Below are 23,852 nucleotides of genomic sequence, written 5' to 3' on the forward strand. Positions count from 1 at the left end.
TCTGTCATCCGATAATTGATGCTCAAGGGTTTGCTGGCGGCGTTTTGCTTTTTATCCTGTCTTCATTTTTCTGGACGCCTCATGAAGCAATTAACCGTTCTCGGTTCGACCGGTTCTATCGGCTGCAGCACGCTGGATGTGGTGCGCCATAATCCTGATAGCTTTTCTGTCACCGCGCTGGTTGCCGGGAAAAATGTCGACCGTATGGTTGAACAATGTCTGGAATTCTCCCCTCGCTATGCGGTAATGGACGATGCGCACAGCGCTGAGCTGCTGCGGATAAAACTGCGCGAGCAGGGCAGCCGCACTGAAGTCATGAGCGGCCAGCAGGCCGCCGCTGAGGTTTCCGCGCTTGACGACGTCGATCAGGTGATGGCGGCAATCGTCGGTGCCGCGGGTCTGGTTCCCACGCTTTCAGCTATTCGCGCGGGTAAAACGGTGCTGCTGGCGAATAAAGAGTCGCTGGTGACCTGCGGCCGGCTGTTTATGGACGCTGTGCAAAAATATGGCGCGCGCCTGTTACCGGTCGATAGCGAACATAATGCGATTTTTCAGAGTATGCCGGAAACAATTCAACATAATCTGGGGTACGCTGATTTAACCCAAAACGGCGTGTCGTCAATTCTGCTCACCGGCTCCGGTGGCCCGTTCCGCGAAACGGCGATTGCTGAATTGTCGGCGATGACTCCGGATCGGGCATGTAAGCATCCAAACTGGTCAATGGGACGCAAGATTTCTGTCGACTCAGCCACCATGATGAACAAGGGGCTTGAGTATATCGAAGCCCGCTGGCTATTTAATGCTTCAGCGCAGCAAATGGAAGTCCTGATCCATCCGCAATCGGTGATTCATTCAATGGTGCGTTATCAGGATGGCAGCGTTCTGGCGCAGCTTGGTGAGCCGGATATGCGTACGCCGATAGCCCATACCATGGGCTGGCCAAAGCGTCTTAACTCCGGGGTGAAGCCGCTGGATTTTTGTCAGTTAAGTAACCTGAGCTTCTCCGCGCCGGATTATGGACGTTACCCCTGTCTGAAGCTGGCAATAGAGGCTTTCGACGTCGGCCAGGCGGCGACCACGGCGCTGAACGCGGCAAATGAAGTCTCTGTAGCCGCGTTTCTGAACGGTGATATTCGCTTTACCGATATTGCGGCTATCAATCAGGCGGTACTGGATCAGCTGGCGTTAAATGAGCCGCAAAGCATTGATGAAGTGCTGTCTATTGACGCTATGGCTCGGGCGAACGCAGGCCAGCTGCTGGCAGCGCGGCGCAAATTCTGATACTCGTTGTGATATTTGTGGGCGCTGGGCTTCAGTGATATAGTCTGCGCCATCCGATCGTTGCATTTTGTTGTGAAAGATTACGGTGGCCGTGGCAAGACACGGCTTTTTTGCGTAAAGCTTTTGGTTGTTCTCTGCGATTGGCCGTAGCTCCGGGACCGGATAAAAATGCGTATCCAGCGCTGACTGGTTGCCTGTGTTTAGAAGCTTAGCTAATCCTTATTATGGACTTAAAACGCGTTATGTTGTCTGCTAATCAAACTGTCAGCGAAATGCCTGCACATGGCTGTCGCCATGTCGCCATTATTATGGACGGCAACGGTCGCTGGGCAAAACGGCAAGGAAAAATTCGCGCCTTCGGCCATAAAGCCGGCGCGAAGTCTGTTCGTCGCGCCGTCTCTTTCGCGGCCAATAATGGCATTGAAGCGTTAACGTTATACGCGTTCAGCAGTGAAAACTGGAATCGTCCGGCGCAGGAAGTCAGCGCGCTGATGGAGCTGTTTGTCTGGGCGCTGGATAGCGAAGTAAAAAGTTTGCACAGACATAATGTGCGTTTGCGTATTATCGGTGAAACTACGCGCTTTAATGCGCGTCTCCAGGAGCGTATTCGTAAGGCGGAAGCGCTGACTGAGAATAACACCGGTTTGACCCTGAATATTGCGGCAAACTACGGCGGCCGCTGGGATATCGTTCAGGGCGTTCGTCATCTGGCCAAACAGGTTCAGGATGGTGTGCTCCAGCCCGAGGAAATCACGGAAGAGATGCTGAGCCAGCAGGTGTGTATGCATGAGCTGGCTCCCGTTGATTTAGTTATCAGGACCGGGGGAGAGCACCGTATTAGTAACTTTTTGATTTGGCAAATTGCCTACGCCGAACTTTACTTTACAGATATTCTTTGGCCCGATTTCTCTGAACAGGACTTTGAAGGTGCACTCCATGCCTTTGTTAATCGAGAGCGTCGCTTCGGCGGCACTGAGCCGGGCGGCAACAATGCCTGATGGAGGTCACTTTTGCTGAAGTATCGCCTGATTTCCGCATTGGTTTTAATTCCCGTTGTTATCGCGGCTCTTTTTTTATTGCCGCCCGCGGGTTTTGCCATCGTTACGCTGGTTGTCTGTATGCTCGCCGCGTGGGAGTGGGGGCAACTTAGCGGTTTCACTTCAACCACGCAGAGAGTCTGGCTATCGGTGCTTTGTGGTCTGCTGCTGGCGCTGATGCTCTTCCTGATGCCTGAATACCACTATGATGTTCATCAACCGCTGGTTGAGGGGTCTCTGTGGGCATCATTCGGCTGGTGGATAGTCGCGCTTGGTCTGGTTCTGACCTATCCCACCTCTGCTGCCTTCTGGCGGAATTCAAAAACGCTACGTCTGATATTCGGCATCCTGACCATCGTCCCATTTTTTTGGGGCATGCTGGCGCTGCGGGCCTGGCATTACGCCGATGACCATTATAGCGGTGCGCTGTGGTTACTCTACGTGATGATTTTGGTCTGGGGGGCTGACTCCGGCGCTTATATGTTCGGTAAAATGTTCGGCAAGCATAAGCTGGCGCCGAAGGTCTCGCCGGGTAAAACCTGGCAGGGTTTTTTCGGTGGTCTGTTGACGGCTGCGGTTATCTCCTGGGCCTATGGCTGGTGGGCTCATCTGGATGTGACGCCGACGGTACTGCTGGTATGTTCAGTTATCGCTGCGCTGGCTTCTGTACTTGGCGATCTGACCGAAAGCATGTTTAAACGAGAAGCGGGCATCAAAGATAGTGGACATCTGATTCCCGGACACGGCGGTATCCTCGATCGTATCGATAGCCTGACGGCTGCGGTACCCGTGTTTGCTTGTTTACTCTTGTTGGTTTTCAGGACGATTTGACGGAAGGTTTTATGCTGAGCGTTCTCTGGAATTTGGCTGCATTTATTATTGCGCTGGGCGTGCTGATCACCGTCCACGAGTTTGGCCATTTCTGGGTTGCTCGTCGCTGCGGTATCCGCGTTGAGCGTTTTTCTATCGGTTTCGGCAAAGCGCTTTGGCGCCGTTTTGATAAGCAGGGAACCGAGTTTATTATCGCTCTTATCCCTCTCGGCGGGTATGTCAAGATGCTTGACGAGCGCGTTGAGCCCGTGGCGCCGGAGATGCGTCACTTTGCTTTTAACAACAAAACCGTTGGTCAGCGCGCTGCCGTTATTGCCGCAGGGCCAATTGCCAACTTCCTTTTCGCCATTTTTGCCTACTGGCTGGTCTTTATTATCGGTGTTCCCGGCGTTCGTCCGGTCGTTGCTGATATATCGCCCGACTCCATCGCTGCCCAGGCACAAATTGCAAAAGGAATGGAACTTAAAGCGATAGATGGCATCGAAACGCCTGATTGGGATGCTGTGCGTATGGCGCTGGTGGCCAGAATCGGCGATCGGCAAACAATAGTTACCGTTGCCCCTTTCGGGACCAATCAACGCCAGGATAAAATCCTCGATCTGCAGCAATGGGCGTTTGAGCCGGATAAACAAGATCCGGTTACTTCGCTGGGCATTCAGCCTCGCACTGCGCAGATTGATACCGTCCTGGCTGAAGTTCAATCTGACTCGGCGGCACAAAAGGCGGGTTTGCAAGCGGGCGACAGGATCGTTAAAGTCGATGGTCAACCGTTAACGCAGTGGATGACGTTTGTTAATCTGGTGCGCGATAATCCGGGTAGGTCATTAGTTCTGGACATCGAACGGCAGGGGAGTCCTTTGTCGGTGACTTTGATACCGGATACGAAGTCGACCAGGGGTAAAGTTGAGGGGTTTGCAGGGGTCGTGCCTAAGGTCATCCCGCTGCCTGATGAATATAAGACAGTGCGTCAGTACGGGCCGTTTGCCGCCATCGCTGAAGCCACGGATAAAACCTGGCAGCTGATGTCGTTAACGGTCAGGATGCTGGGCAAATTGATAACCGGTGATGTCAAACTGAACAACCTCAGCGGGCCGATTTCTATCGCCCAGGGGGCTGGGATGTCAGCGGAGTTCGGGCTGATTTATTATCTGATGTTCCTTGCGCTTATCAGCGTGAACCTCGGAATAATCAACCTGTTCCCGCTTCCCGTTCTGGACGGGGGACATCTGCTGTTTTTGGCGATTGAAAAGCTGAAAGGCGGACCGGTATCCGAGCGAGTTCAAGACTTTAGTTATCGCATTGGCTCAATACTGCTGGTGCTGTTAATGGGGCTTGCACTTTTCAATGATTTCTCTCGGTTGTAAGAGAGTTTGTTAGGAAGAACGCATAATAACGATGGCGATGAAAAAGTTGCTCATAGCGTCGCTGCTGTTTAGCAGCGCAACCGTATACGGTGCTGACGGGTTCGTGGTGAAGGACATTCATTTCGAAGGCCTTCAGCGTGTCGCTGTTGGTGCGGCCCTCCTCAGTATGCCAGTGCGTCCTGGCGATACCGTAACCGATGATGATATCAGTAACACCATCCGTGCTCTGTTTGCCACCGGCAACTTTGAGGACGTCCGCGTCCTGCGCGATGGTGATACCCTGCTGGTGCAGGTGAAAGAGCGTCCAACGATTGCCAGCATCACTTTCTCCGGCAACAAGTCGGTGAAGGATGACATGCTCAAGCAAAACCTTGAGGCATCCGGCGTACGCGTAGGGGAATCTCTCGATCGCACCACGCTTGCTGATATCGAAAAAGGGCTGGAGGATTTCTACTACAGCGTCGGTAAGTACAGCGCCAGCGTCAAAGCTGTCGTAACGCCGCTGCCGCGTAACCGTGTCGACCTGAAACTGGTATTCCAGGAAGGCGTTTCGGCGAAAATCCAGCAGATTAATATCGTCGGCAACCATGCATTCAGCACCGATGAATTGATTTCCACCTTCCAGCTGCGCGATGAAGTGCCGTGGTGGAACGTGGTTGGCGATCGTAAATATCAGAAACAGAAGCTGGCAGGGGATCTCGAAACGCTGCGCAGCTACTATCTGGATCGCGGCTATGCCCGTTTCAACATTGACTCCACGCAGGTTAGCCTGACGCCGGACAAAAAAGGTATCTACATCACCATCAACATCACCGAGGGCGATCAGTACAAGCTTTCTGGGGTGCAGGTGACGGGCGACCTGGCGGGGCATTCGGCGGAAATTGAATCGCTGACCAAAGTGGAGCCGGGCGAGCTGTATAACGGCACCAAAGTGACCAAAATGGAGAATGACATTAAGAAACTCCTTGGTCGCTACGGCTATGCCTATCCGCGCGTTCAGTCGCAGCCGGAAATCAGCGATACCGATAAAACCGTGAAGCTGCACGTCAACGTCGATGCGGGCAACCGTTACTACGTGCGTAAAATTCGCTTCGAAGGCAACGATACCTCGAAGGATGCCGTCCTGCGTCGCGAAATGCGTCAGATGGAAGGCGCCTGGCTGGGTAGCGACCTGGTCGACCAGGGCAAAGATCGTCTGAACCGTTTAGGCTACTTTGAAACGGTCGATACCGATACCCAGCGCGTTCCGGGCAGCCCGGACCAGGTTGATGTGGTCTATAAAGTTAAAGAGCGTAATACCGGTAGCTTTAACTTCGGCGTCGGTTACGGTACGGAAAGCGGCGTGAGTTTCCAGGCCGGCGTTCAGCAGGATAACTGGCTCGGTACCGGCTATTCTGTTGGAATTAACGGCACCAAAAACGATTACCAGACCTATACTGAACTGTCGGTGACCAACCCGTACTTTACCGTGGATGGCGTCAGCCTCGGTGGTCGTGTGTTCTACAACGACTTCGATGCTAACGATGCGGACCTGTCTGACTATACCAACAAAAGTTATGGTACAGACATTACGCTGGGCTTCCCGATTAACGAGTACAACTCGCTGCGTACGGGACTGGGCTATGTACATAACTCCTTGTCCAATATGCAGCCGCAGGTCGCGATGTGGCGTTATCTGAATTCGATGGGGCAAAATCCGGACGATACCAACGACAGAAACTCGTTCAAAGCTGACGACTTCACCTTCAACTACGGCTGGACGTATAACAAGCTCGACCGTGGCTTCTTCCCGACTGAAGGTTCACGCGTCAACCTGAACGGTAAAGTGACGATTCCGGGCTCGGATAACGAATACTACAAAGCGACGCTGGATACGGCGACCTATGTACCTATCGACGACGATCATAAGTGGGTGGTATTAGGTCGAACCAGATGGGGTTATGGTGACGGTATTGGTAGTAAAGAAATGCCGTTCTATGAGAACTTTTATGCCGGTGGTTCAAGCACTGTGCGTGGCTTCCAGTCTAATACTATCGGTCCGAAGGCTGTTTATAAGCCAGCCAGCAACCGCCATGATGGTGATGATGGCTACGATAACGAATGCGATTCTAATTCTGCAGGTCTATGTAAGTCTAATGATGCGGTAGGCGGTAATGCCATGGCGGTAGCTAGCCTTGAGCTGATTACTCCTACGCCGTTTATTAGCGATAAGTATGCGAACTCGGTCCGTACGTCCTTCTTCTGGGACATGGGCACCGTGTGGGATACAAACTGGCAGAATACAGCGTCTACGAGAGCCGCTGGTGTTCCGGACTACAGCGATCCGAACAACATTCGTATGTCTGCGGGTATCGCAGTGCAGTGGATGTCGCCGTTAGGGCCGTTGGTATTCTCCTACGCTCAGCCGTTTAAAAAGTACGATGGAGACAAAGCCGAACAGTTCCAGTTTAACATCGGTAAAACCTGGTAATTGTGTTGGTTACAATGGAATGTAAGTGCAGTTGCAGTATAGCGCTGACTATTGGCGATAACTGAGGTTGTCGCCTGGCCACGCAAATAACGGTACCCCTGGGTACTCATGGGATGGTAAGGAGTTAATTGTGAAAAAGTGGTTATTAGCTGCAGGTCTGGGTTTAGCAATGGTAACTTCCGCTCAGGCGGCAGATAAAATTGCAATGGTTAACATGAACAGCCTGTTCCAACAGGTTGCCCAGAAAACAGGCGTTTCTAACACGCTGGAAAACGAGTTTAAAGGCCGCGCGAGCGAGCTACAGCGTATGGAAGGCGATCTGCAGTCTAAAATGCAGCGTCTGCAGTCCATGAAAGCGGGCTCTGACCGTACCAAACTGGAAAAAGACGTGATGGCTCAGCGCCAGACTTTCTCTCAGAAAGCACAGTCTTTCGAACAGGATCGTGCACGTCGTTCTAACGAAGAGCGCGGTAAGCTGGTGACTCGTATTCAGAGCGCCGTGCAGAGCGTCGCTAAAGATCAGAGCATCGATCTGGTTGTTGACTCTAACGCCGTTGCCTACAACAGCAGCGATGTAAAAGACATCACCGCAGATGTGCTGAAACAGGTCAAATAAGTAATGCCTTCAATTCGACTGGCTGATTTAGCCCAGCAGTTGGATGCAGAATTACACGGTGATGGCGATATCGTCATCACCGGCGTTGCGTCCATGCAGTCCGCAAAAGCGGGCGATATTACTTTCATGGTAAATCCTAAATACCGTGAACACCTGGCCGCTTGCCAGGCATCTGCGGTTGTTATGACGCAGGATGATTTACCTTTTGCCCATAGCGCCGCGCTGGTAGTGCGTAATCCCTACCTGACCTACGCGCGCATGGCACAAATTCTTGATACCACGCCACAGCCGGCGCAGGATGTTGCGCCCAGCGCAGTCATCGACGCTACGGCAAAGCTGGGTAATCACGTAGCTATTGGCCCGAACGCCGTTATCGAATCGGGCGTAATTCTCGGTGATAACGTGGTTATCGGCGCCGGTTGTTTCGTTGGGAAAAATACGAAAATAGGTACGGGTTCCCGCCTGTGGGCCAACGTCACCGTTTACCACGACATCGAGATCGGCGAGAATTGTCTGATCCAATCCAGCACGGTGATTGGCGCGGATGGCTTCGGCTACGCGAACGATCGCGGCAACTGGGTTAAGATCCCGCAGCTGGGTCGGGTGATTATCGGCGATCGCGTGGAAATCGGCGCCTGTACGACCATCGATCGCGGCGCGCTGGACGACACCGTTATCGGTAACGGTGTGATCATTGATAATCAGTGTCAAATTGCGCACAACGTGGTGATTGGCGACAACACTGCGGTTGCTGGCGGCGTGATCATGGCGGGCAGCCTGAAGATCGGCCGCTACTGCATGATTGGCGGAGCCAGCGTGATCAACGGCCATATGGAAATCTGCGATAAAGTCACCGTCACGGGGATGGGGATGGTTATGCGTCCTATCACCGAGCCCGGGGTTTACTCTTCAGGTATCCCGCTGCAGCCGAATAAGGTCTGGCGTAAGACTGCTGCGCTGGTTCTGAATATTGATGATATGAGCAAGCGTCTTAAAGCTATTGAACGCAAGGTTAATCAGCAAGATTAGTACTTCATTCAGCTACATTAAATTTTCGGCCTGTTGCATTCATAGGATTGCCGCAGGCCGTGTTATTATTGCCTTTTAGTATATTTAGACAGGAAGAGTATTTTGACTACTGACACTCATACTCTGCACATTGAAGAGATTCTGGAACTTCTGCCTCACCGTTACCCGTTCCTGCTGGTAGACCGCGTGCTGGATTTTGAAGAAGGTCGTTTTCTGCGCGCAGTAAAAAATGTTTCCGTAAATGAGCCGTTTTTCCAGGGGCACTTCCCTGGTAAGCCGATTTTCCCGGGCGTACTGATTCTGGAAGCGATGGCACAGGCTACCGGTATTCTGGCATTCAAAAGCGTTGGCAAACTTGAGCCGGGCGAACTGTATTATTTTGCCGGCATTGACGAAGCGCGTTTCAAGCGTCCGGTTGTGCCTGGCGATCAGATGATTATGGAAGTCACTTTTGAGAAAACTCGTCGCGGCCTGACTCGTTTCAAAGGCGTAGCGACGGTAGACGGAAAAGTGGTTTGCGAAGCAACGATGATGTGTGCCCGTAGCCGGGAGGCCTGATACGTGATTGATAAAACCGCCTTTATTCATCCTACCGCCATTGTAGAAGAAGGCGCCGTTATTGGCGCTAACGTCCACGTTGGTCCGTTTTGTATTGTTGGCGCTAACGTCGAAATCGGCGAAGGCACCGTACTGAAATCTCACGTTGTCATCAACGGCCATACCAAAATTGGCCGCGACAACGAGATCTATCAGTTCGCTTCCATCGGTGAAGTTAACCAGGATCTGAAATATGCTGGCGAACCGACTCGCGTGGAAATTGGCGATCGCAACCGCATCCGCGAAAGCGTCACCATTCATCGTGGGACAGTACAGGGCGGTGGATTAACGAAGGTGGGCAGCGATAACCTGCTGATGATCAACGCCCACGTGGCGCACGATTGTACGTTAGGCGACCGCTGTATTCTGGCTAATAACGCAACGCTCGCTGGCCATGTTTCGCTGGACGATTTTGTGATCATCGGCGGGATGACCGCTGTGCATCAGTTCTGCATTATTGGTGCCCACGTGATGGTTGGCGGCTGCTCCGGCGTAGCGCAGGACGTTCCGCCGTTTGTTATTGCTCAGGGCAACCATGCGACGCCGTTTGGCGTCAACATCGAAGGGCTGAAACGCCGCGGCTTCAGCCGTGAGGCGATTACGGCGATTCGTAACGCCTATAAGCTGCTGTATCGTAGCGGTAAAACGCTGGACGAAGCGAAAGCTGAGATCGCTGAACTGGTGGCGCAGTATCCTGAAGTGCAGGCATTTACCGACTTCTTTGCCCGCTCCACGCGCGGCCTGATTCGTTAATGGCTGCATCGCGTCCCCTGACGATTGCCCTGGTCGCCGGAGAAACCTCCGGCGATATTCTTGGCGCTGGTCTTATCCGCGCGCTCAAAGCCCGCATACCAGACGCTCGTTTTGTCGGCGTCGCCGGGCCGTTGATGCAGGCTGAAGGCTGTGAAGCCTGGTATGAGATGGAAGAGCTGGCGGTGATGGGCATTGTCGAAGTGCTTGGTCGCCTGCGTCGACTGTTGCATATTCGCGCCGATCTCACCCGGCGATTTACCGAGCTTAAACCAGACGTCTTCGTTGGTATTGATGCGCCTGATTTCAATATTACCCTTGAAGGCAATCTTAAGAAGCAGGGCATCAAAACCATTCACTACGTCAGCCCGTCCGTTTGGGCCTGGCGGCAAAAACGCGTTTTCAAAATTGGCAGATCCACCGACCTGGTACTGGCATTTCTGCCTTTCGAAAAAGCGTTTTACGACAAATTCAACGTTCCTTGCCGGTTTATCGGCCACACGATGGCGGATGCGATGCCGCTTGATCCGGATAAAGGCGCGGCGCGCGATCGTCTGGGAATAGCGCGTGACGTACACTGCCTGGCGCTGCTGCCGGGTAGCCGTGGGGCAGAAGTCGAGATGCTCAGCGCCGACTTCCTGAAAACGGCGCAAATCCTGCGGGAGTATTATCCCGATCTGGAAGTGGTTGTCCCGCTAGTCAATGCGAAGCGGCGGGAGCAGTTTGAACGTATCAAAGCGGAAGCGGCACCGGACCTTGCCGTGCATCTGCTGGACGGCCAGGCGCGCGATGCGATGATCGCCAGCGATGCTGCGCTGCTGGCTTCCGGCACGGCCGCGCTGGAATGTATGCTGGCTAAGTGTCCGATGGTTGTGGGCTATCGCATGAAGCCATTTACCTTCTGGCTGGCGAAAAGGCTGGTCAAGACCGACTATGTGTCGCTGCCGAATCTGCTGGCCGGACGCGAGCTGGTTAAAGAGCTGCTGCAGGATGAATGCCAGCCGCAGGCGCTGGCCGAGGCGCTGAAGCCGCTGCTGGCTGATGGTAAAACCAGCCACGATATGCATGAAACCTTCCGTGCGCTGCATCAGCAGATCCGCTGTAACGCTGATGAACAGGCGGCGGATGCAGTACTGGAGTTAGCAAAATGATGGAGTTTGTTTATCCGCACACCCATCTGGTGGCGGGAGTCGATGAAGTCGGGCGCGGTCCGCTGGTCGGCGCGGTGGTGACCGCTGCGGTCATTCTTGACCCGGCAAAGCCGATTTTGGGCCTTGCCGACTCGAAAAAGCTAAGCGAAAAGCGGCGTCTTGCGCTATTTGACGAGATCAAAGAAAAAGCGTTGTGCTGGAGTCTTGGCCGCGCGGAACCCAACGAAATCGATGAGCTGAATATTCTGCACGCGACCATGCTGGCCATGCAGCGCGCCGTTGCGGGGTTGAGCATTTCCCCTGAGTTTGTTCTTATTGATGGTAACCGCTGTCCGTCGCTGCCCGTACCTTCGCTGGCGGTCGTCAAAGGCGACAGCCGGGTGGCGGAAATCAGCGCCGCGTCTATTCTGGCTAAAGTGACGCGCGATGCGGAAATGGCCGCACTGGACCTGGAATTCCCGCAGTACGGTTTTGCGCAACATAAAGGTTATCCCACCGCTTTTCATCTGCAAAAGCTGCTGGAACATGGCGTAATCGAGCAATACCGGCGCAGCTTTGGCCCGGTGAAACGCGCGCTGGGCCTGGCGTCCTGAAGTGACACGCAAGCAATAAAGTAACGCGGAATCTGAAAATGGCTGAACCACGTTTCGTACACCTGCGGGTGCACAGCGACTATTCCATGATCGATGGTCTGGCGAAAACCGGGCCGTTAGTAAAAAAGGCGGCCGCGCTCGGCATGCCTGCGCTGGCGATCACTGATTTTACCAACCTTTGCGGGCTGGTGAAGTTCTACGGAGCGGGGCACGGCGCCGGTATTAAACCCATCGTGGGGGCTGATTTCCTCGTCCAGAGCGAGCTGCTCGGCGATGAACTGAGCCAGCTGACGGTGCTCGCTGCGAACAACGTTGGTTATCAGAATCTGACGCTGCTGATCTCTAAAGCTTATCAGCGCGGCTACGGCGCCGCGGGCCCGATTATTGACCGCGACTGGCTGGTGGAGCTAAAAGAAGGGCTGATTTTGCTCTCCGGCGCGCGTATGGGCGATGTGGGCCGCAGTCTGCTGCGCGGCAATATGGCTTTGGTGGATCAGTGCGTTGATTTTTACCAGCAGCATTTCCCAGACTGCTATTTCCTCGAGCTGATTCGTACCGGCCGTCAGGATGAAGAATCCTATCTGCATGCGGCGGTGGAGCTGGCGGAAAGCCGCGGTTTACCGGTGGTGGCCACTAACGACGTTCGCTTCCTGGAGCCGGGCGACTTTGATGCCCATGAAATTCGCGTGGCTATCCACGACGGCTTTACTCTCGACGATCCTAAGCGTCCGCGAAACTATTCGCCGCAGCAGTATATGCGCAGCGAAGAGGAGATGTGCGAGCTCTTTTCTGATATTCCCGAAGCGCTGGAAAACAGCGTTGAGATTGCCAAACGCTGTAACGTAACCGTGCGCCTCGGTGAGTACTTCCTGCCGCAGTTCCCGACCGGGGATATGACCACCGAAGATTTTCTGATTAAGAAATCTAAAGAGGGTCTGGAAGAGCGTCTGGAATTCCTGTTCCCGGATCCGCAAGAGCGGGCTAAACGTCGCCCTGAATATGATGAACGCCTGGACATTGAGCTGCAGGTAATTAACCAGATGGGCTTTCCGGGCTACTTCCTGATCGTCATGGAGTTTATCCAGTGGTCGAAGGACAACGGCGTGCCGGTAGGGCCGGGGCGCGGCTCCGGAGCCGGATCGCTGGTGGCCTATGCGCTGAAAATTACCGACCTCGACCCGCTTGAGTTCGATCTGCTTTTTGAACGATTCCTTAACCCGGAACGTGTCTCGATGCCCGACTTCGACGTTGACTTCTGTATGGAGAAACGCGACCAGGTGATAGAACACGTGGCGGACATGTACGGCCGTGATGCGGTATCGCAGATCATCACCTTCGGTACCATGGCGGCGAAAGCGGTTATTCGCGACGTGGGCCGCGTACTGGGACACCCGTACGGTTTTGTGGATCGCATTTCTAAGCTGGTGCCGCCCGATCCGGGAATGACGCTGGCGAAAGCGTTTGAAGCTGAGCCGCAGCTGCCGGAAATTTATGAGGCAGACGAAGAGGTTAAAGCGCTGATCGACATGGCGCGGAAGCTTGAAGGGGTCACCCGTAACGCCGGTAAACATGCGGGCGGGGTGGTGATTGCACCAACCAAAATTACCGATTTTGCCCCGCTGTACTGCGATGAAGCGGGCCAGCATCCGGTTACCCAGTTTGATAAAAACGACGTTGAATACGCCGGGCTGGTGAAGTTCGACTTCCTCGGCCTGCGTACGCTCACCATCATTAACTGGGCGCTGGAGATGATCAACGCCCGCCGTGAGAAAAACGGCGAAGGGCCGCTGGATATCGCCGCTATTCCGCTCGACGATAAAAAAAGCTTCGATATGCTGCAGCGTTCGGAAACCACTGCCGTTTTCCAGCTTGAATCGCGCGGTATGAAGGATCTGATCAAGCGTCTGCAGCCCGACTGCTTCGAAGATATGATAGCCCTGGTGGCCCTGTTCCGTCCGGGCCCGCTGCAGTCCGGGATGGTGGATAACTTTATTGACCGTAAGCACGGCCGCGAAGAGATATCCTACCCGGACGTGCAGTGGCAGCACGAATGTCTGAAACCGGTACTGGAGCCGACTTACGGCATCATCCTGTACCAGGAACAGGTCATGCAGATTGCCCAGGAGCTTTCCGGCTACACCCTCGGCGGCGCGGATATGCTGCGTCGTGCGATGGGTAAGAAAAAGCCGGAGGAGATGGCTAAGCAGCGCGGCACCTTTGAAGAAGGGGCGAGGAAGCGCGGTGTAGACGGTGAACTGGCGATCAAAATCTTTGACCTGGTGGAGAAATTCGCTGGTTATGGATTTAACAAATCGCACTCTGCCGCTTATGCTTTAGTGTCCTATCAGACGCTGTGGCTGAAGGCGCACTATCCGGCCGAGTTTATGGCGGCGGTGATGACCGCCGATATGGATAACACTGAGAAAGTCGTCGGTCTGGTGGATGAGTGCTGGCGGATGGGGCTGAAAATCCTGCCGCCGGATATTAACTCCGGCCTGTACCATTTCCACGTTAACGACGATGGCGAAATCGTTTATGGTATCGGCGCGATTAAAGGCGTTGGTGAAGGTCCGATTGAAGCGATCATTGAAGCCCGTAATCAGGGCGGCTATTTCCGCGAACTATTTGACCTCTGCGCCCGTACCGATATCAAAAAGCTCAACCGCCGGGTGCTGGAAAAACTGATTATGTCCGGGGCATTTGACCGCCTTGGACCGCATCGCGCGGCGTTAATGAACTCGCTTAGCGATGCGCTGAAAGCTGCCGATCAGCATGCTAAAGCCGAAGCGATCGGCCAGGCCGATATGTTCGGCGTGCTGGCGGAAGAGCCGGAGCAAATCGAGCAGTCCTACGCCAGCTGCCAGCCGTGGCCTGAGCAGGTGGTGCTGGATGGTGAAAGGGAGACCCTGGGGCTGTACCTGACCGGGCACCCGATTAACCAGTATTTAAAAGAGATCGAACGCTACGTTGGCGGCGTACGGCTCAAAGACATGCATCCGACCGATCGTGGTAAAGTGACCACGGCGGCGGGGCTCGTTATTGCCGCGCGGGTCATGGTCACCAAGCGCGGTAATCGTATCGGCATCTGTACGCTGGATGACCGTTCCGGGCGTCTGGAGGTGATGCTATTCACCGATGCCCTGGATAAATACCAGCAATTGCTGGAAAAAGACCGCATACTTATCGTCAGCGGACAGGTCAGCTTTGATGACTTTAGCGGGGGGCTTAAAATGACCGCTCGTGAAGTCATGGACATTGACGAAGCCCGGGAAAAATATGCTCGCGGGCTTGCTATCTCGCTGACGGACAGGCAAATTGATGACCAGCTTTTAAACCGACTCCGTCAGTCTCTGGAACCCCACCGTTCGGGAACTATTCCAGTACACCTCTATTATCAGAGGGCGGATGCACGCGCGCGGTTGCGTTTTGGCGCAACATGGCGCGTCTCTCCGAGCGATCGTTTACTTAACGATCTGCGTGGCCTTATCGGCTCGGAGCAGGTGGAACTGGAGTTTGACTAATACAGGAATACTATGAGTCTGAATTTCCTTGATTTTGAACAGCCGATTGCAGAGCTGGAAGCGAAAATCGATTCTCTGACTGCGGTAAGCCGCCAGGATGAGAAACTGGATATTAACATCGATGAAGAAGTGCATCGCCTGCGTGAAAAAAGCGTAGAGCTGACGCGCAAGATCTTCGCCGATCTTGGTGCATGGCAGGTTGCGCAGCTGGCTCGCCATCCACGTCGCCCATACACCCTGGATTATGTCCGCCTGGCTTTCGACGAATTCGACGAACTGGCTGGTGACCGCGCCTACGCCGACGATAAAGCGATCGTTGGCGGGATTGCGCGTCTGGACGGGCGTCCGGTGATGATTATCGGCCACCAGAAAGGTCGTGAAACTAAAGAGAAAATTCGCCGCAACTTCGGTATGCCGGCGCCGGAAGGCTATCGAAAGGCGCTGCGCCTGATGGAGATGGCCGAGCGCTTCAAAATGCCGATTATCACCTTCATCGACACTCCGGGGGCTTATCCGGGCGTCGGGGCGGAAGAGCGCGGCCAGTCTGAAGCGATCGCCCGCAACCTGCGTGAAATGTCGCGTCTGAGCGTACCGGTTATCTGCACCGTGATCGGTGAAGGTGGATCCGGCGGCGCGCTGGCAATCGGCGTGGGGGATAAAGTGAATATGCTGCAGTACAGCACCTATTCCGTAATCTCCCCGGAAGGCTGTGCGTCCATTCTGTGGAAAAGCGCCGACAAAGCGCCGCTGGCCGCTGAAGCGATGGGGATTGTTGCCCCGCGTCTGAAAGAGCTGAAGCTGATTGATTCCATTATTCCAGAGCCGCTGGGCGGCGCGCATCGTAATCCGGAAGCGATGGCTGCCTCTTTGAAAGAACAGCTGCTGGCCGATCTGGCCGACCTCGATGTTCTGGGTGAGGAAGAGCTGCTGAACCGTCGCTATCAACGTCTGATGAGCTACGGCTACGCCTGATAATTGATCTCATTTTTCATCTCTAAGGGTCGGATTTTCCGGCCCTTTTTTTATATGTTGTTTATTGATATTAGATGAGGCGAATAAGAGGTGAAGTGATTAGCCGATGATGCCGGTCTCCCCTAAAACTGCAGCAACTGCCGGGTATTGCGATCCGGCAGGCAGTTAACAAGGATAAAGGAGAAATACTATGGCATTGCATAAAACCATCGCGTTAAGCGCCGTGGCCGCAGGGATCATGTTAAGCCTGGGGGCCGCACAGGCCGCACCGCTGCTGGCCGCTACGGAGGCGACCACCATCAAGGCGAGCGACCTGGCCGCTAAAGAAAAAGCGTTAACCGACTTTCCGCTGATGGCATCGGTGAAATCATCAATTCAAACATTGCCTAACAGTGAAGTTGAAAAAATCGAACCGGGACTGGCCTCCAACCCGGCAAACGTGAAGCGAGTGGAAGGTATCCTGTCTGAACAGGACTGGGAATATCTGTTCCCGCTGCGCGCACCAGAATATACTTACTCTAACTTTCTGAAAGCTATAGGTAAATTTCCTGCGGTTTGCGGTACCTATACCGATGGGCGTGACAGCAATGCCATCTGCCGAAAATCTTTAGCAACCATGTTTGCCCATTTTGCCCAGGAAACCGGCGGTCATGAAAGCTGGCGCGATATTCCTGAATGGCGTCAGGCGCTGGTATATTTGCGTGAAGTAGGCTGGGTTGAGGGACAGAAAGGCGGCTACAACGGTGAATGTAACCCGGATATCTGGCAGGGGCAGACCTGGCCCTGCGGCAAAGATAAAGACGGCGACTACCTGAGCTACTTTGGTCGCGGTGCGAAACAGCTCTCCTATAACTACAACTACGGCCCGTTCTCCGATGCAATGTACAACGGCGACGTTCGTCCGCTGCTGGATAAACCTGAGCTGGTTGCCGATACCTGGATGAACCTGGCGAGCGCCATCTTCTTCTTCGTTTATCCGCAGCCGCCGAAACCTTCCATGCTGCACGTGATCGACGGTACCTGGGTACCAAACGATCGTGATAAAGCGAACGGTCTGGTTGAAGGCTTTGGCGTAACCATTCAGATTATCAACGGCGGCGTCGAGTGCGGCGGAGCGGAAGAGAACGCGCAGTCTCTGAACCGTATCGCCTACTACAAAGAGTTTGCGAACTACCTGAAAGTGCCGATTGCCGACGACGAAGTTCTCGGCTGTAAGAATATGAAGCAGTTTGATGAAGGTGGGGCGGGCGCGTTACCCATCTACTGGGAAGAGGATTGGGGATGGAGCGCGGATACTGCTGACGGCAAAACCAACGCCTGCCAGCTGGTGGGCTACCAGACGCCGTATACCGCCTTTAAACAAGGCGACTATGCGAAGTGCGTCCAGAGCCACTTCAACGTCAACATCGTAGATGATACCGGTCAGCCCGAGGATACCACTCCGGCTACGCCTGACAATACTACGCCAGCGTCGGACACTAACGTTGCGCCGGTGGCGCGTATCGCTGGTCCGATTGGCGCTATTGAGGCCGGGGCTCAGGTTTCTCTGAGCGCAGAGGGCTCTACCGATGCCAACGGCGATAAGCTGATCTATACCTGGATATCGCAGGATGGCCAGACTGTCAGCGGTCAGGATAAAGCCGTAGTCACTTTTACTGCGCCGGAAAAAGATCAGGATGCCCAGTATGTAATTAGCCTGAAAGTGAGTGATGGTACGCTCTTCAGTATGGCGACATATACCCTGAACGTGAAAGCCAAAACTTCAGCAGATGAAGCCGATGGCGGCACCATTAGCTATCCTTCCTGGAGCAGCTCCCAGACCTGGAAAGCGGGCGATATCGTCAATAACCACGGTGCGCTGTACCAGTGCAAACCGTTACCCGAAGGCGCGTGGTGTAATAGCGCGCCGACCTACTACGAGCCAGGTGCGGGTGTTGCCTGGGGCGATGCGTGGAAAGCGCTGTAATATAGATAAATCCGCCAGTGCTCAGCGCTGGCGGATGTTATTATGCTTTCCTTAGGTAAATTCCTGGAGGAAAGCGTGAATATCATTGCGATCATGGGCCCCCACGGCGTCTATTATAAAGACGAACCGATCAAAGAACTGGAAGCCGCCCTGCAGCGACAAGGCTTTCAGACCATCTGGCCGCAAAATAGCGCCGACCTTTTACAGTTTATTGAACATAATCCGCGGATCTGCGGAGTTATTTTCGACTGGGATGAATATAGCGTTGACCTGTGCAGCGATATTAATCGCCTGAATGAATACCTGCCGCTATACGCGTTTATCAACGCGCATTCGACGATGGACGTCAGCAGTCAGGATCTGCGCATGACGCTCTGGTTCTTTGAATACGCGCTAGGGCTGGCGGAAGAGATCGCCACCCGGATTGATCAATATACTCGCGAATACCTCGACAATATCACTCCGCCTTTCACCAAAGCCTTGTTCAACTACGTGCAGGAAGGAAAATACACCTTTTGTACCCCAGGGCATATGGGCGGTTCGGCCTATCAAAAAAGTCCGGTGGGCTGTCTGTTTTATGATTTCTTTGGCGGTAATACCTTAAAAGCAGACGTTTCTATCTCCGTGACGGAGCTGGGATCCCTGCTCGATCACAGCGGCCCGCATCTGGAAGCTGAAGAGTATATTGCCCGCGCATTCGGCGCGGAGCAGAGCTACATGGTGACCAACGGTACCTCAACGTCGAATAAGATTGTCGGCATGTATTCCGCCCCGGCGGGCAGCACCCTGCTTATCGATCGTAACTGCCATAAGTCGCTGGCCCATTTGTTGATGATGAGCGACGTAGTACCGCTGTGGTTAAAGCCAACGCGCAATGCATTGGGGATCCTTGGCGGCATACCCAGGCGCGAATTTACCCGCGATAGTATTCAGCAAAAGGTTGATGCGACGGGCGGGGCCGGGTGGCCGGTGCATGCGGTGATCACTAACTCCACCTATGATGGACTGCTGTATAACACCACCTGGATCAAAGAGACGCTAGACGTACCGTCAATCCACTTTGATTCTGCCTGGGTACCTTATACCCATTTTCATCCGATCTATCAGGGCAAAAGTGGGATGAGCGGCGATCGCATTCCGGGAAAAGTGATCTTTGAAACGCAGTCGACGCATAAAATGCTGGCGGCACTATCGCAGGCTTCGCTGATCCATATTAAAGGCAGCTACGATGAAGACACCTTCAATGAAGCCTTTATGATGCATACCTCGACTTCGCCAAGTTATCCGATCGTCGCCTCCATTGAAACGGCGGCCGCAATGCTGCGCGGCAATTCGGGCAGGCGCCTGATTGAGCATTCGATTGAGCGGGCGCTGGATTTTCGTAAAGAGGTGCAGCGTTTACGCGAAGAGTCCGACGGTTGGTTCTTTGATATCTGGCAGCCGGAAGAGATTGGTGAAGCGCAGTGCTGGCCGGTTTCGCCCGGAGAACAGTGGCACGGCTTTCAGGATGCCGATGATGAGCATATGTTTCTCGACCCGGTGAAAGTGACTATTCTGACGCCCGGTATGGATGAACAGGGCAACATGGATAACGAAGGCATTCCGGCTGCGCTGGTGGCGAAATTCCTTGATGAACGCGGGGTTGTTGTAGAGAAAACCGGGCCGTACAACCTGCTGTTTCTTTTCAGTATCGGCATTGATAAAACCCGGGCGATGGGGCTGCTGCGCGGCTTGACCGAGTTCAAACGCTCCTACGATCTCAACCTGCGGGTGAAAAATATGCTGCCGGATCTGTACGCTGAAGATCCGGATTTTTATCGCAACATGCGCATTCAGGATCTGGCGCAGGGGATTCATCGCCTGATTCGCCAGCACCAGCTTTCACAGTTGATGCTTAGCGCTTTTGACGTTCTGCCGGAGATGAAAATGACGCCGCATCAGGCGTGGCAACGACAGATAAAAGGCGAAGTGGAAACCATTGAGCTGGAGAATCTGGTCGGGCGTGTTTCGGCGAATATGATCCTCCCGTACCCGCCGGGGGTGCCGCTGCTGATGCCCGGTGAGATGATCGCCGAGGAGAGCCGCGCGGTGCTCAATTTCCTGCTGATGCTGTGCTCAATTGGCCGACACTATCCGGGTTTTGAAACCGATATTCACGGTGCGAAGCGCGATGAAGATGGCGTCTACTGGGTTCGTGTCTTAAAAAATGACTAAGCGCTTGTGCAATAACGAACTGAGCGGGTAACGTTGTTGGCTTCAACTGGAGGAGTTTTACTATGCTGGGTTTAAAACGGGTTCACCATATCGCCATCATTGCGACGGATTATGCGAAGAGTAAAGCATTCTACTGCGACATTCTCGGGTTTACCCTGCAGGGAGAGTTTTACCGCGCAGAGCGTGATTCATGGAAGGGCGATCTGGCGCTGAATGGCGAATATGTCATTGAACTGTTTTCTTTCCCGTTCCCTCCTGCGCGTCCGAGCCGTCCTGAAGCCTGCGGGTTACGCCATCTGGCGTTCAGCGTTGATGATGTTGATGCCGCCGTAGCCCATCTTGAAGCACACGGCGTGGCCTGTGAAGGCGTTCGTATCGACCCGTTCACCGGTAAGCGCTTTACCTTTTTTAACGATCCGGACGGACTACCGCTGGAGATTTATCAGCAGTAGTGCTTGTCAGAGCGTGTCCTGGCGGGTAACGTGCCGGACACGCTTTCCTCAGTTAGTACTCTCATGATGATGATCCCAGATATTGCGCAAACGCTTCAACCGTACCGCCATTTTTTGGTGGCCTTCAGCGGTGGGCTGGATTCGAGCGTGCTCCTGTATCGCCTGGTCCGCTGGCGCGAACAGGATACTTCCATTCAGCTGCGGGCGATTCATATTCACCATGGGCTTAGCGCTAACGCCGACGATTGGGTCGCGCATTGCCGACGAATCTGTCAGCAGTGGCAGGTGCCGCTGTTGGTGGAACGGGTGGTACTCGCCGATGAGGGACTGGGAATTGAGGCCCACGCGCGTCAGGCGCGCTACCGGGCGTTTCGTGCTGCGCTGACGCCCGGAGAAGTACTGGTAACCGCACAGCATCTTGACGACCAGTGTGAAACCTTTCTGCTGGCGCTTAAGCGGGGGAGCGGCCCAACCGGGCTCTCGGCGATGGCCGGAGAGTCTGATTTTGCCGGAACGAAGCTCTTGCGTCCGCTACTGAACGAAAGCCGTGATTCTCTGCATCAGTGGGCGATGGACCATCAACTCACCTGGATTGAAGACGAAAGTAACCAGGATGACGCCTACGACCGTAATTTTCTTCGTCTACGCATCGTCCCGCAGCTCAGCGCTCGCTGGCCGCACTTTGCCGAGGCCGTCGCGCGCAGCGCCAGCCTGTGCGGCGAGCAGGAACAGCTGCTGGATGAAATGCTGGCCGCGGAGCTGGCAACGCTGGTGGCAGAAGACGGTTCGTTAACTATCGCACCGTTAACGACCATGAGCGCGCCGCGCCGGGCTGCGCTGCTGCGCCGCTGGCTGGCGGGGCTCAACGCGCCGATGCCTTCGCGCGAGGTTCCGGAGCGTATCTGGCGTGAAGTGGCGCAAGCGCGTGAGGACGCGTTTCCCTGCCTGCGTCTTGGTCAATTTACCGTCCGTCGCTATCAGCAGCGGCTGTACTGGGTGAAGTTCATTCCTGGCCAGAGTGAGACGATGCTGGAGTGGCACGACATTGTTCACCCGCTGTCCTTACCCGACGGCCTCGGTGAGCTGAAATTACTCTCCGGTGGGCCATTACGCAGGCCGCGCGAAGAGGAAGCGGTAACGATTCGCTTTCGCGCCAGCGGTAATCTGCATATCGTGGGTCGGCACGGAGGCCGCAAGCTAAAGAAAATCTGGCAGGAGCTGGGCGTGGCTCCCTGGCGGCGCGATACCACTCCGCTGCTGTTTTATGGCGAAACGCTTATCGCCGCTGCCGATGGCCTGCTGATCGCCGAGGAGGGGAAAGTTCAGGAAGGTGAAGGCTTGCAGATGGTATGGAGGAAAACGGGTGGCTAGGCCACCCGTTTTGCTTCAGGACTCGCTGACGACTACCGTACCGATTTGCGGATGGCTGAAGCTGGCGATTTTATCGAGGCGCAGCTCGCGGACGTCACCGGCGAGCTCCACGACCAGATACTCGATATTTTTGCGCGAGATAAGATCGCTGGCCTTCGCTTGCAGCTGTTCGCCATCTTTTAGCTCCAGCGCCAGGACCAGATGGTGCTGACAGGCAAGCTCGAGGTTGTCATAATCATCGCAATTGATGGGTTGATAAGTATCATTCATTGACATAATCGCTCACCAGTAAGTTTGCCGCCGCATATGCGGCCTTTTCCCTGACTGACTCAGCAAGGGCTTGATCCGCCGCAACCTCATTCAATACTTTCAACACGCAACCTAGCGCATCCGGGATATACCCCAGGTCCCCGCTGGCTATTTCCGCATACCGCTTGCGTATTAACTCACAATATTTTTCCACATGCCCTCCTGTCAGCGTTCTGACTTAACCGTGGGATGTAAGTTTAAGCCTACGAAGATAAACTCTGTTTAGCAAGGTGACTATACCATAGTCATTTAAGCAATATCAGCAGGATGAAAGGCAATCCTTCGATTGCTGACAGCCTTTTGTCGTCAGTTTCGCTACAATGAACGCCATTTTTATCAGGAGTTTACTCATGGCGCTGAAAGCGACGATTTATAAAGCGACGGTGAATGTGGCCGACCTGGACCGCAACCAGTTTCTGGATGCCAGTTTGACGCTTGCTCAGCATCCGTCAGAAACCCAGGAACGCATGATGCTGCGCCTGCTGGCGTGGATTAAATACGCCGACGAGCGTCTGCAGTTTACCCGTGGTCTCTCTTCCGATGATGAAGCCGAACTCTGGCTGCTTAACGATCATCTGGGCGTTGATCTGTGGATAGAGCTGGGGCTGCCGGACGAGCGGCGAATTAAAAAAGCCTGTTCGCGGGCACAAGAGGTAGCGCTGTTTGCCTATAATAGTCGGGCGGCTGAAATCTGGTGGCAGCAGAACCAGAGCAAAATGGCACAGTTTTCAAAGCTAACGGTATGGTATTTAGATGATACTCAGCTGGCGCAGCTCAGCGCCTTTGCCGATCGGACTATGTCGCTGCAGGCGACCATCCAGGATGGCGGTATCTGGTTGTCTGATGCTAAGAATAATCTGGAAATTTATTTAACGGCCTGGCAAACATCGGCATGATTACGATTAGCCGCAGCGTAGCGATTGCGGATGATGAGATTTCACTTTCCGGGATACGCGCGCAGGGCGCGGGCGGTCAGCACGTCAATAAGGCATCGACGGCTATTCATTTGCGCTTTGATATTAAAGCATCGAGTCTGCCAGATCATTATAAGGAACGTTTGCTGACGGCCAGTCATCACTTAATTTCTGCCGATGGTGTGGTTATCATTAAGGCCCAGGAATATCGCAGCCAGGAAATGAATCGCGAAGCGGCGATTGCGCGTCTGGTTGCTTTAATACAAGAATTAACCACAGTGCAGAAGAGTCGCCGGGAAACGCGACCAACCCGGGCTTCCAAAGAGCGCCGGCTTGCCTCGAAGGCGCAGAAATCCTCGGTTAAAGCGCTGCGGGGAAAAGTTCGCCATTAAGAGCATGGTGGACCGGTGGAAT

Annotated in this window: 21 protein-coding genes; 19 read left to right on the plus strand and 2 right to left on the minus strand. The window is 54.2% G+C overall.

All coding sequences use genetic code 11. The features are described 5' to 3' along the window. Positions 1 to 81: 81 nt before the first annotated feature. The 17 genes from ispC to tilS all read left to right on the plus strand — a co-directional run bounded on the left by ispC (position 82) and on the right by tilS (position 22,215). The gene (ispC, locus tag GJ746_RS04865; protein WP_154679175.1) at positions 82 to 1,281 is read left to right on the plus strand and encodes a 1-deoxy-D-xylulose-5-phosphate reductoisomerase; all 1,200 of its coding nucleotides are present in this window, start codon (positions 82 to 84) and stop codon (positions 1,279 to 1,281) included. A 242-nt stretch (positions 1,282 to 1,523) separates the two neighbouring features. After that, positions 1,524 to 2,279 carry a (2E,6E)-farnesyl-diphosphate-specific ditrans,polycis-undecaprenyl-diphosphate synthase gene (gene ispU / locus GJ746_RS04870; protein WP_154679176.1) on the plus strand — a complete coding sequence of 252 codons (756 nt, stop codon included), beginning with the start codon at positions 1,524 to 1,526 and terminating at the stop codon, positions 2,277 to 2,279. Positions 2,280 to 2,291: 12 nt separating this feature from the next. Continuing rightward, positions 2,292 to 3,149, plus strand: a complete 858-nt coding sequence (gene cdsA, locus GJ746_RS04875; RefSeq protein WP_154679177.1) for a phosphatidate cytidylyltransferase — start codon at positions 2,292 to 2,294, stop codon at positions 3,147 to 3,149. 11 nt (positions 3,150 to 3,160) lie between these two features. Next, positions 3,161 to 4,513, plus strand: a complete 1,353-nt coding sequence (rseP, locus tag GJ746_RS04880) for a sigma E protease regulator RseP (protein WP_154679178.1) — start codon at positions 3,161 to 3,163, stop codon at positions 4,511 to 4,513. Positions 4,514 to 4,544: 31 nt separating this feature from the next. Beyond that, positions 4,545 to 6,983 (plus strand): outer membrane protein assembly factor BamA, encoded by a 2,439-nt coding sequence (gene bamA, locus GJ746_RS04885; protein WP_154679179.1) that lies wholly within the window; start codon positions 4,545 to 4,547, stop codon positions 6,981 to 6,983. Between the two features lie 130 nt (positions 6,984 to 7,113). Further along, positions 7,114 to 7,599: a molecular chaperone Skp gene (gene skp, locus GJ746_RS04890; RefSeq protein ID WP_004098757.1), complete on the plus strand. Its 486-nt coding sequence runs from the start codon at positions 7,114 to 7,116 to the stop codon at positions 7,597 to 7,599. Positions 7,600 to 7,602: 3 nt separating this feature from the next. Continuing rightward, positions 7,603 to 8,628 carry a UDP-3-O-(3-hydroxymyristoyl)glucosamine N-acyltransferase gene (lpxD, locus tag GJ746_RS04895; RefSeq protein WP_154679180.1) on the plus strand — a complete coding sequence of 342 codons (1,026 nt, stop codon included), beginning with the start codon at positions 7,603 to 7,605 and terminating at the stop codon, positions 8,626 to 8,628. A 102-nt stretch (positions 8,629 to 8,730) separates the two neighbouring features. After that, positions 8,731 to 9,186: a 3-hydroxyacyl-ACP dehydratase FabZ gene (fabZ, locus tag GJ746_RS04900; protein ID WP_006173598.1), complete on the plus strand. Its 456-nt coding sequence runs from the start codon at positions 8,731 to 8,733 to the stop codon at positions 9,184 to 9,186. Between the two features lie 3 nt (positions 9,187 to 9,189). After that, positions 9,190 to 9,978 (plus strand): acyl-ACP--UDP-N-acetylglucosamine O-acyltransferase, encoded by a 789-nt coding sequence (gene lpxA, locus GJ746_RS04905; protein ID WP_154679181.1) that lies wholly within the window; start codon positions 9,190 to 9,192, stop codon positions 9,976 to 9,978. Beyond that, the gene (gene lpxB, locus GJ746_RS04910) at positions 9,978 to 11,126 is read left to right on the plus strand and encodes a lipid-A-disaccharide synthase (RefSeq protein WP_154679182.1); all 1,149 of its coding nucleotides are present in this window, start codon (positions 9,978 to 9,980) and stop codon (positions 11,124 to 11,126) included. The genes lpxA and lpxB overlap by 1 nt, the downstream gene beginning before the upstream one ends. Continuing rightward, positions 11,123 to 11,719, plus strand: a complete 597-nt coding sequence (gene rnhB / locus GJ746_RS04915; protein WP_154679183.1) for a ribonuclease HII — start codon at positions 11,123 to 11,125, stop codon at positions 11,717 to 11,719. The genes lpxB and rnhB overlap by 4 nt, the downstream gene beginning before the upstream one ends. Before the next feature lie 38 nt (positions 11,720 to 11,757). Beyond that, positions 11,758 to 15,240, plus strand: a complete 3,483-nt coding sequence (gene dnaE, locus GJ746_RS04920; protein WP_154679184.1) for a DNA polymerase III subunit alpha — start codon at positions 11,758 to 11,760, stop codon at positions 15,238 to 15,240. Between the two features lie 12 nt (positions 15,241 to 15,252). Continuing rightward, positions 15,253 to 16,212, plus strand: a complete 960-nt coding sequence (gene accA / locus GJ746_RS04925; RefSeq protein ID WP_004107912.1) for an acetyl-CoA carboxylase carboxyl transferase subunit alpha — start codon at positions 15,253 to 15,255, stop codon at positions 16,210 to 16,212. A gap of 190 nt (positions 16,213 to 16,402) precedes the next feature. After that, positions 16,403 to 18,178 (plus strand): chitinase, encoded by a 1,776-nt coding sequence (locus GJ746_RS04930; protein WP_154679185.1) that lies wholly within the window; start codon positions 16,403 to 16,405, stop codon positions 18,176 to 18,178. A gap of 75 nt (positions 18,179 to 18,253) precedes the next feature. Continuing rightward, on the plus strand, positions 18,254 to 20,392 hold the full coding sequence (locus tag GJ746_RS04935) for a lysine decarboxylase LdcC (RefSeq protein WP_154679186.1): 2,139 nt from the start codon (positions 18,254 to 18,256) through the stop codon (positions 20,390 to 20,392). A gap of 62 nt (positions 20,393 to 20,454) precedes the next feature. Then, entirely contained in the window at positions 20,455 to 20,844 is a 390-nt protein-coding gene (locus tag GJ746_RS04940) for a VOC family protein (RefSeq protein WP_004137980.1), read from the plus strand. 69 nt (positions 20,845 to 20,913) lie between these two features. Beyond that, complete coding sequence (gene tilS, locus GJ746_RS04945; protein WP_154682646.1) at positions 20,914 to 22,215, plus strand: tRNA lysidine(34) synthetase TilS; 1,302 nt, start codon at positions 20,914 to 20,916, stop codon at positions 22,213 to 22,215. 15 nt (positions 22,216 to 22,230) lie between these two features. On the opposite strand, the gene rof is transcribed toward tilS, so the two are convergent. Together rof and GJ746_RS04955 are read right to left on the minus strand one after the other, a co-directional pair. Next, the gene (gene rof / locus GJ746_RS04950) at positions 22,231 to 22,491 is read right to left on the minus strand and encodes a Rho-binding antiterminator (protein ID WP_154679187.1); all 261 of its coding nucleotides are present in this window, start codon (positions 22,489 to 22,491) and stop codon (positions 22,231 to 22,233) included. Then, on the minus strand, positions 22,478 to 22,678 hold the full coding sequence (locus tag GJ746_RS04955) for a YaeP family protein (protein WP_004107902.1): 201 nt from the start codon (positions 22,676 to 22,678) through the stop codon (positions 22,478 to 22,480). The genes rof and GJ746_RS04955 overlap by 14 nt, the downstream gene beginning before the upstream one ends. 196 nt (positions 22,679 to 22,874) lie before the next feature. On the opposite strand from GJ746_RS04955, the gene GJ746_RS04960 reads away from it, so the two are divergent. Together GJ746_RS04960 and arfB are read left to right on the plus strand one after the other, a co-directional pair. Next, a complete protein-coding gene (locus tag GJ746_RS04960) occupies positions 22,875 to 23,420 on the plus strand; it encodes a YaeQ family protein (protein WP_154679188.1) in 546 nt (181 codons plus the stop codon). Further along, positions 23,417 to 23,830: an alternative ribosome rescue aminoacyl-tRNA hydrolase ArfB gene (arfB, locus tag GJ746_RS04965; RefSeq protein WP_154679189.1), complete on the plus strand. Its 414-nt coding sequence runs from the start codon at positions 23,417 to 23,419 to the stop codon at positions 23,828 to 23,830. The genes GJ746_RS04960 and arfB overlap by 4 nt, the downstream gene beginning before the upstream one ends. The last annotated feature ends 22 nt before the right edge of the window (positions 23,831 to 23,852 follow it).

The sequence above is a fragment of the Klebsiella oxytoca genome (assembly GCF_009707385.1).
Lineage (GTDB): Bacteria > Pseudomonadota > Gammaproteobacteria > Enterobacterales > Enterobacteriaceae > Klebsiella > Klebsiella oxytoca_C.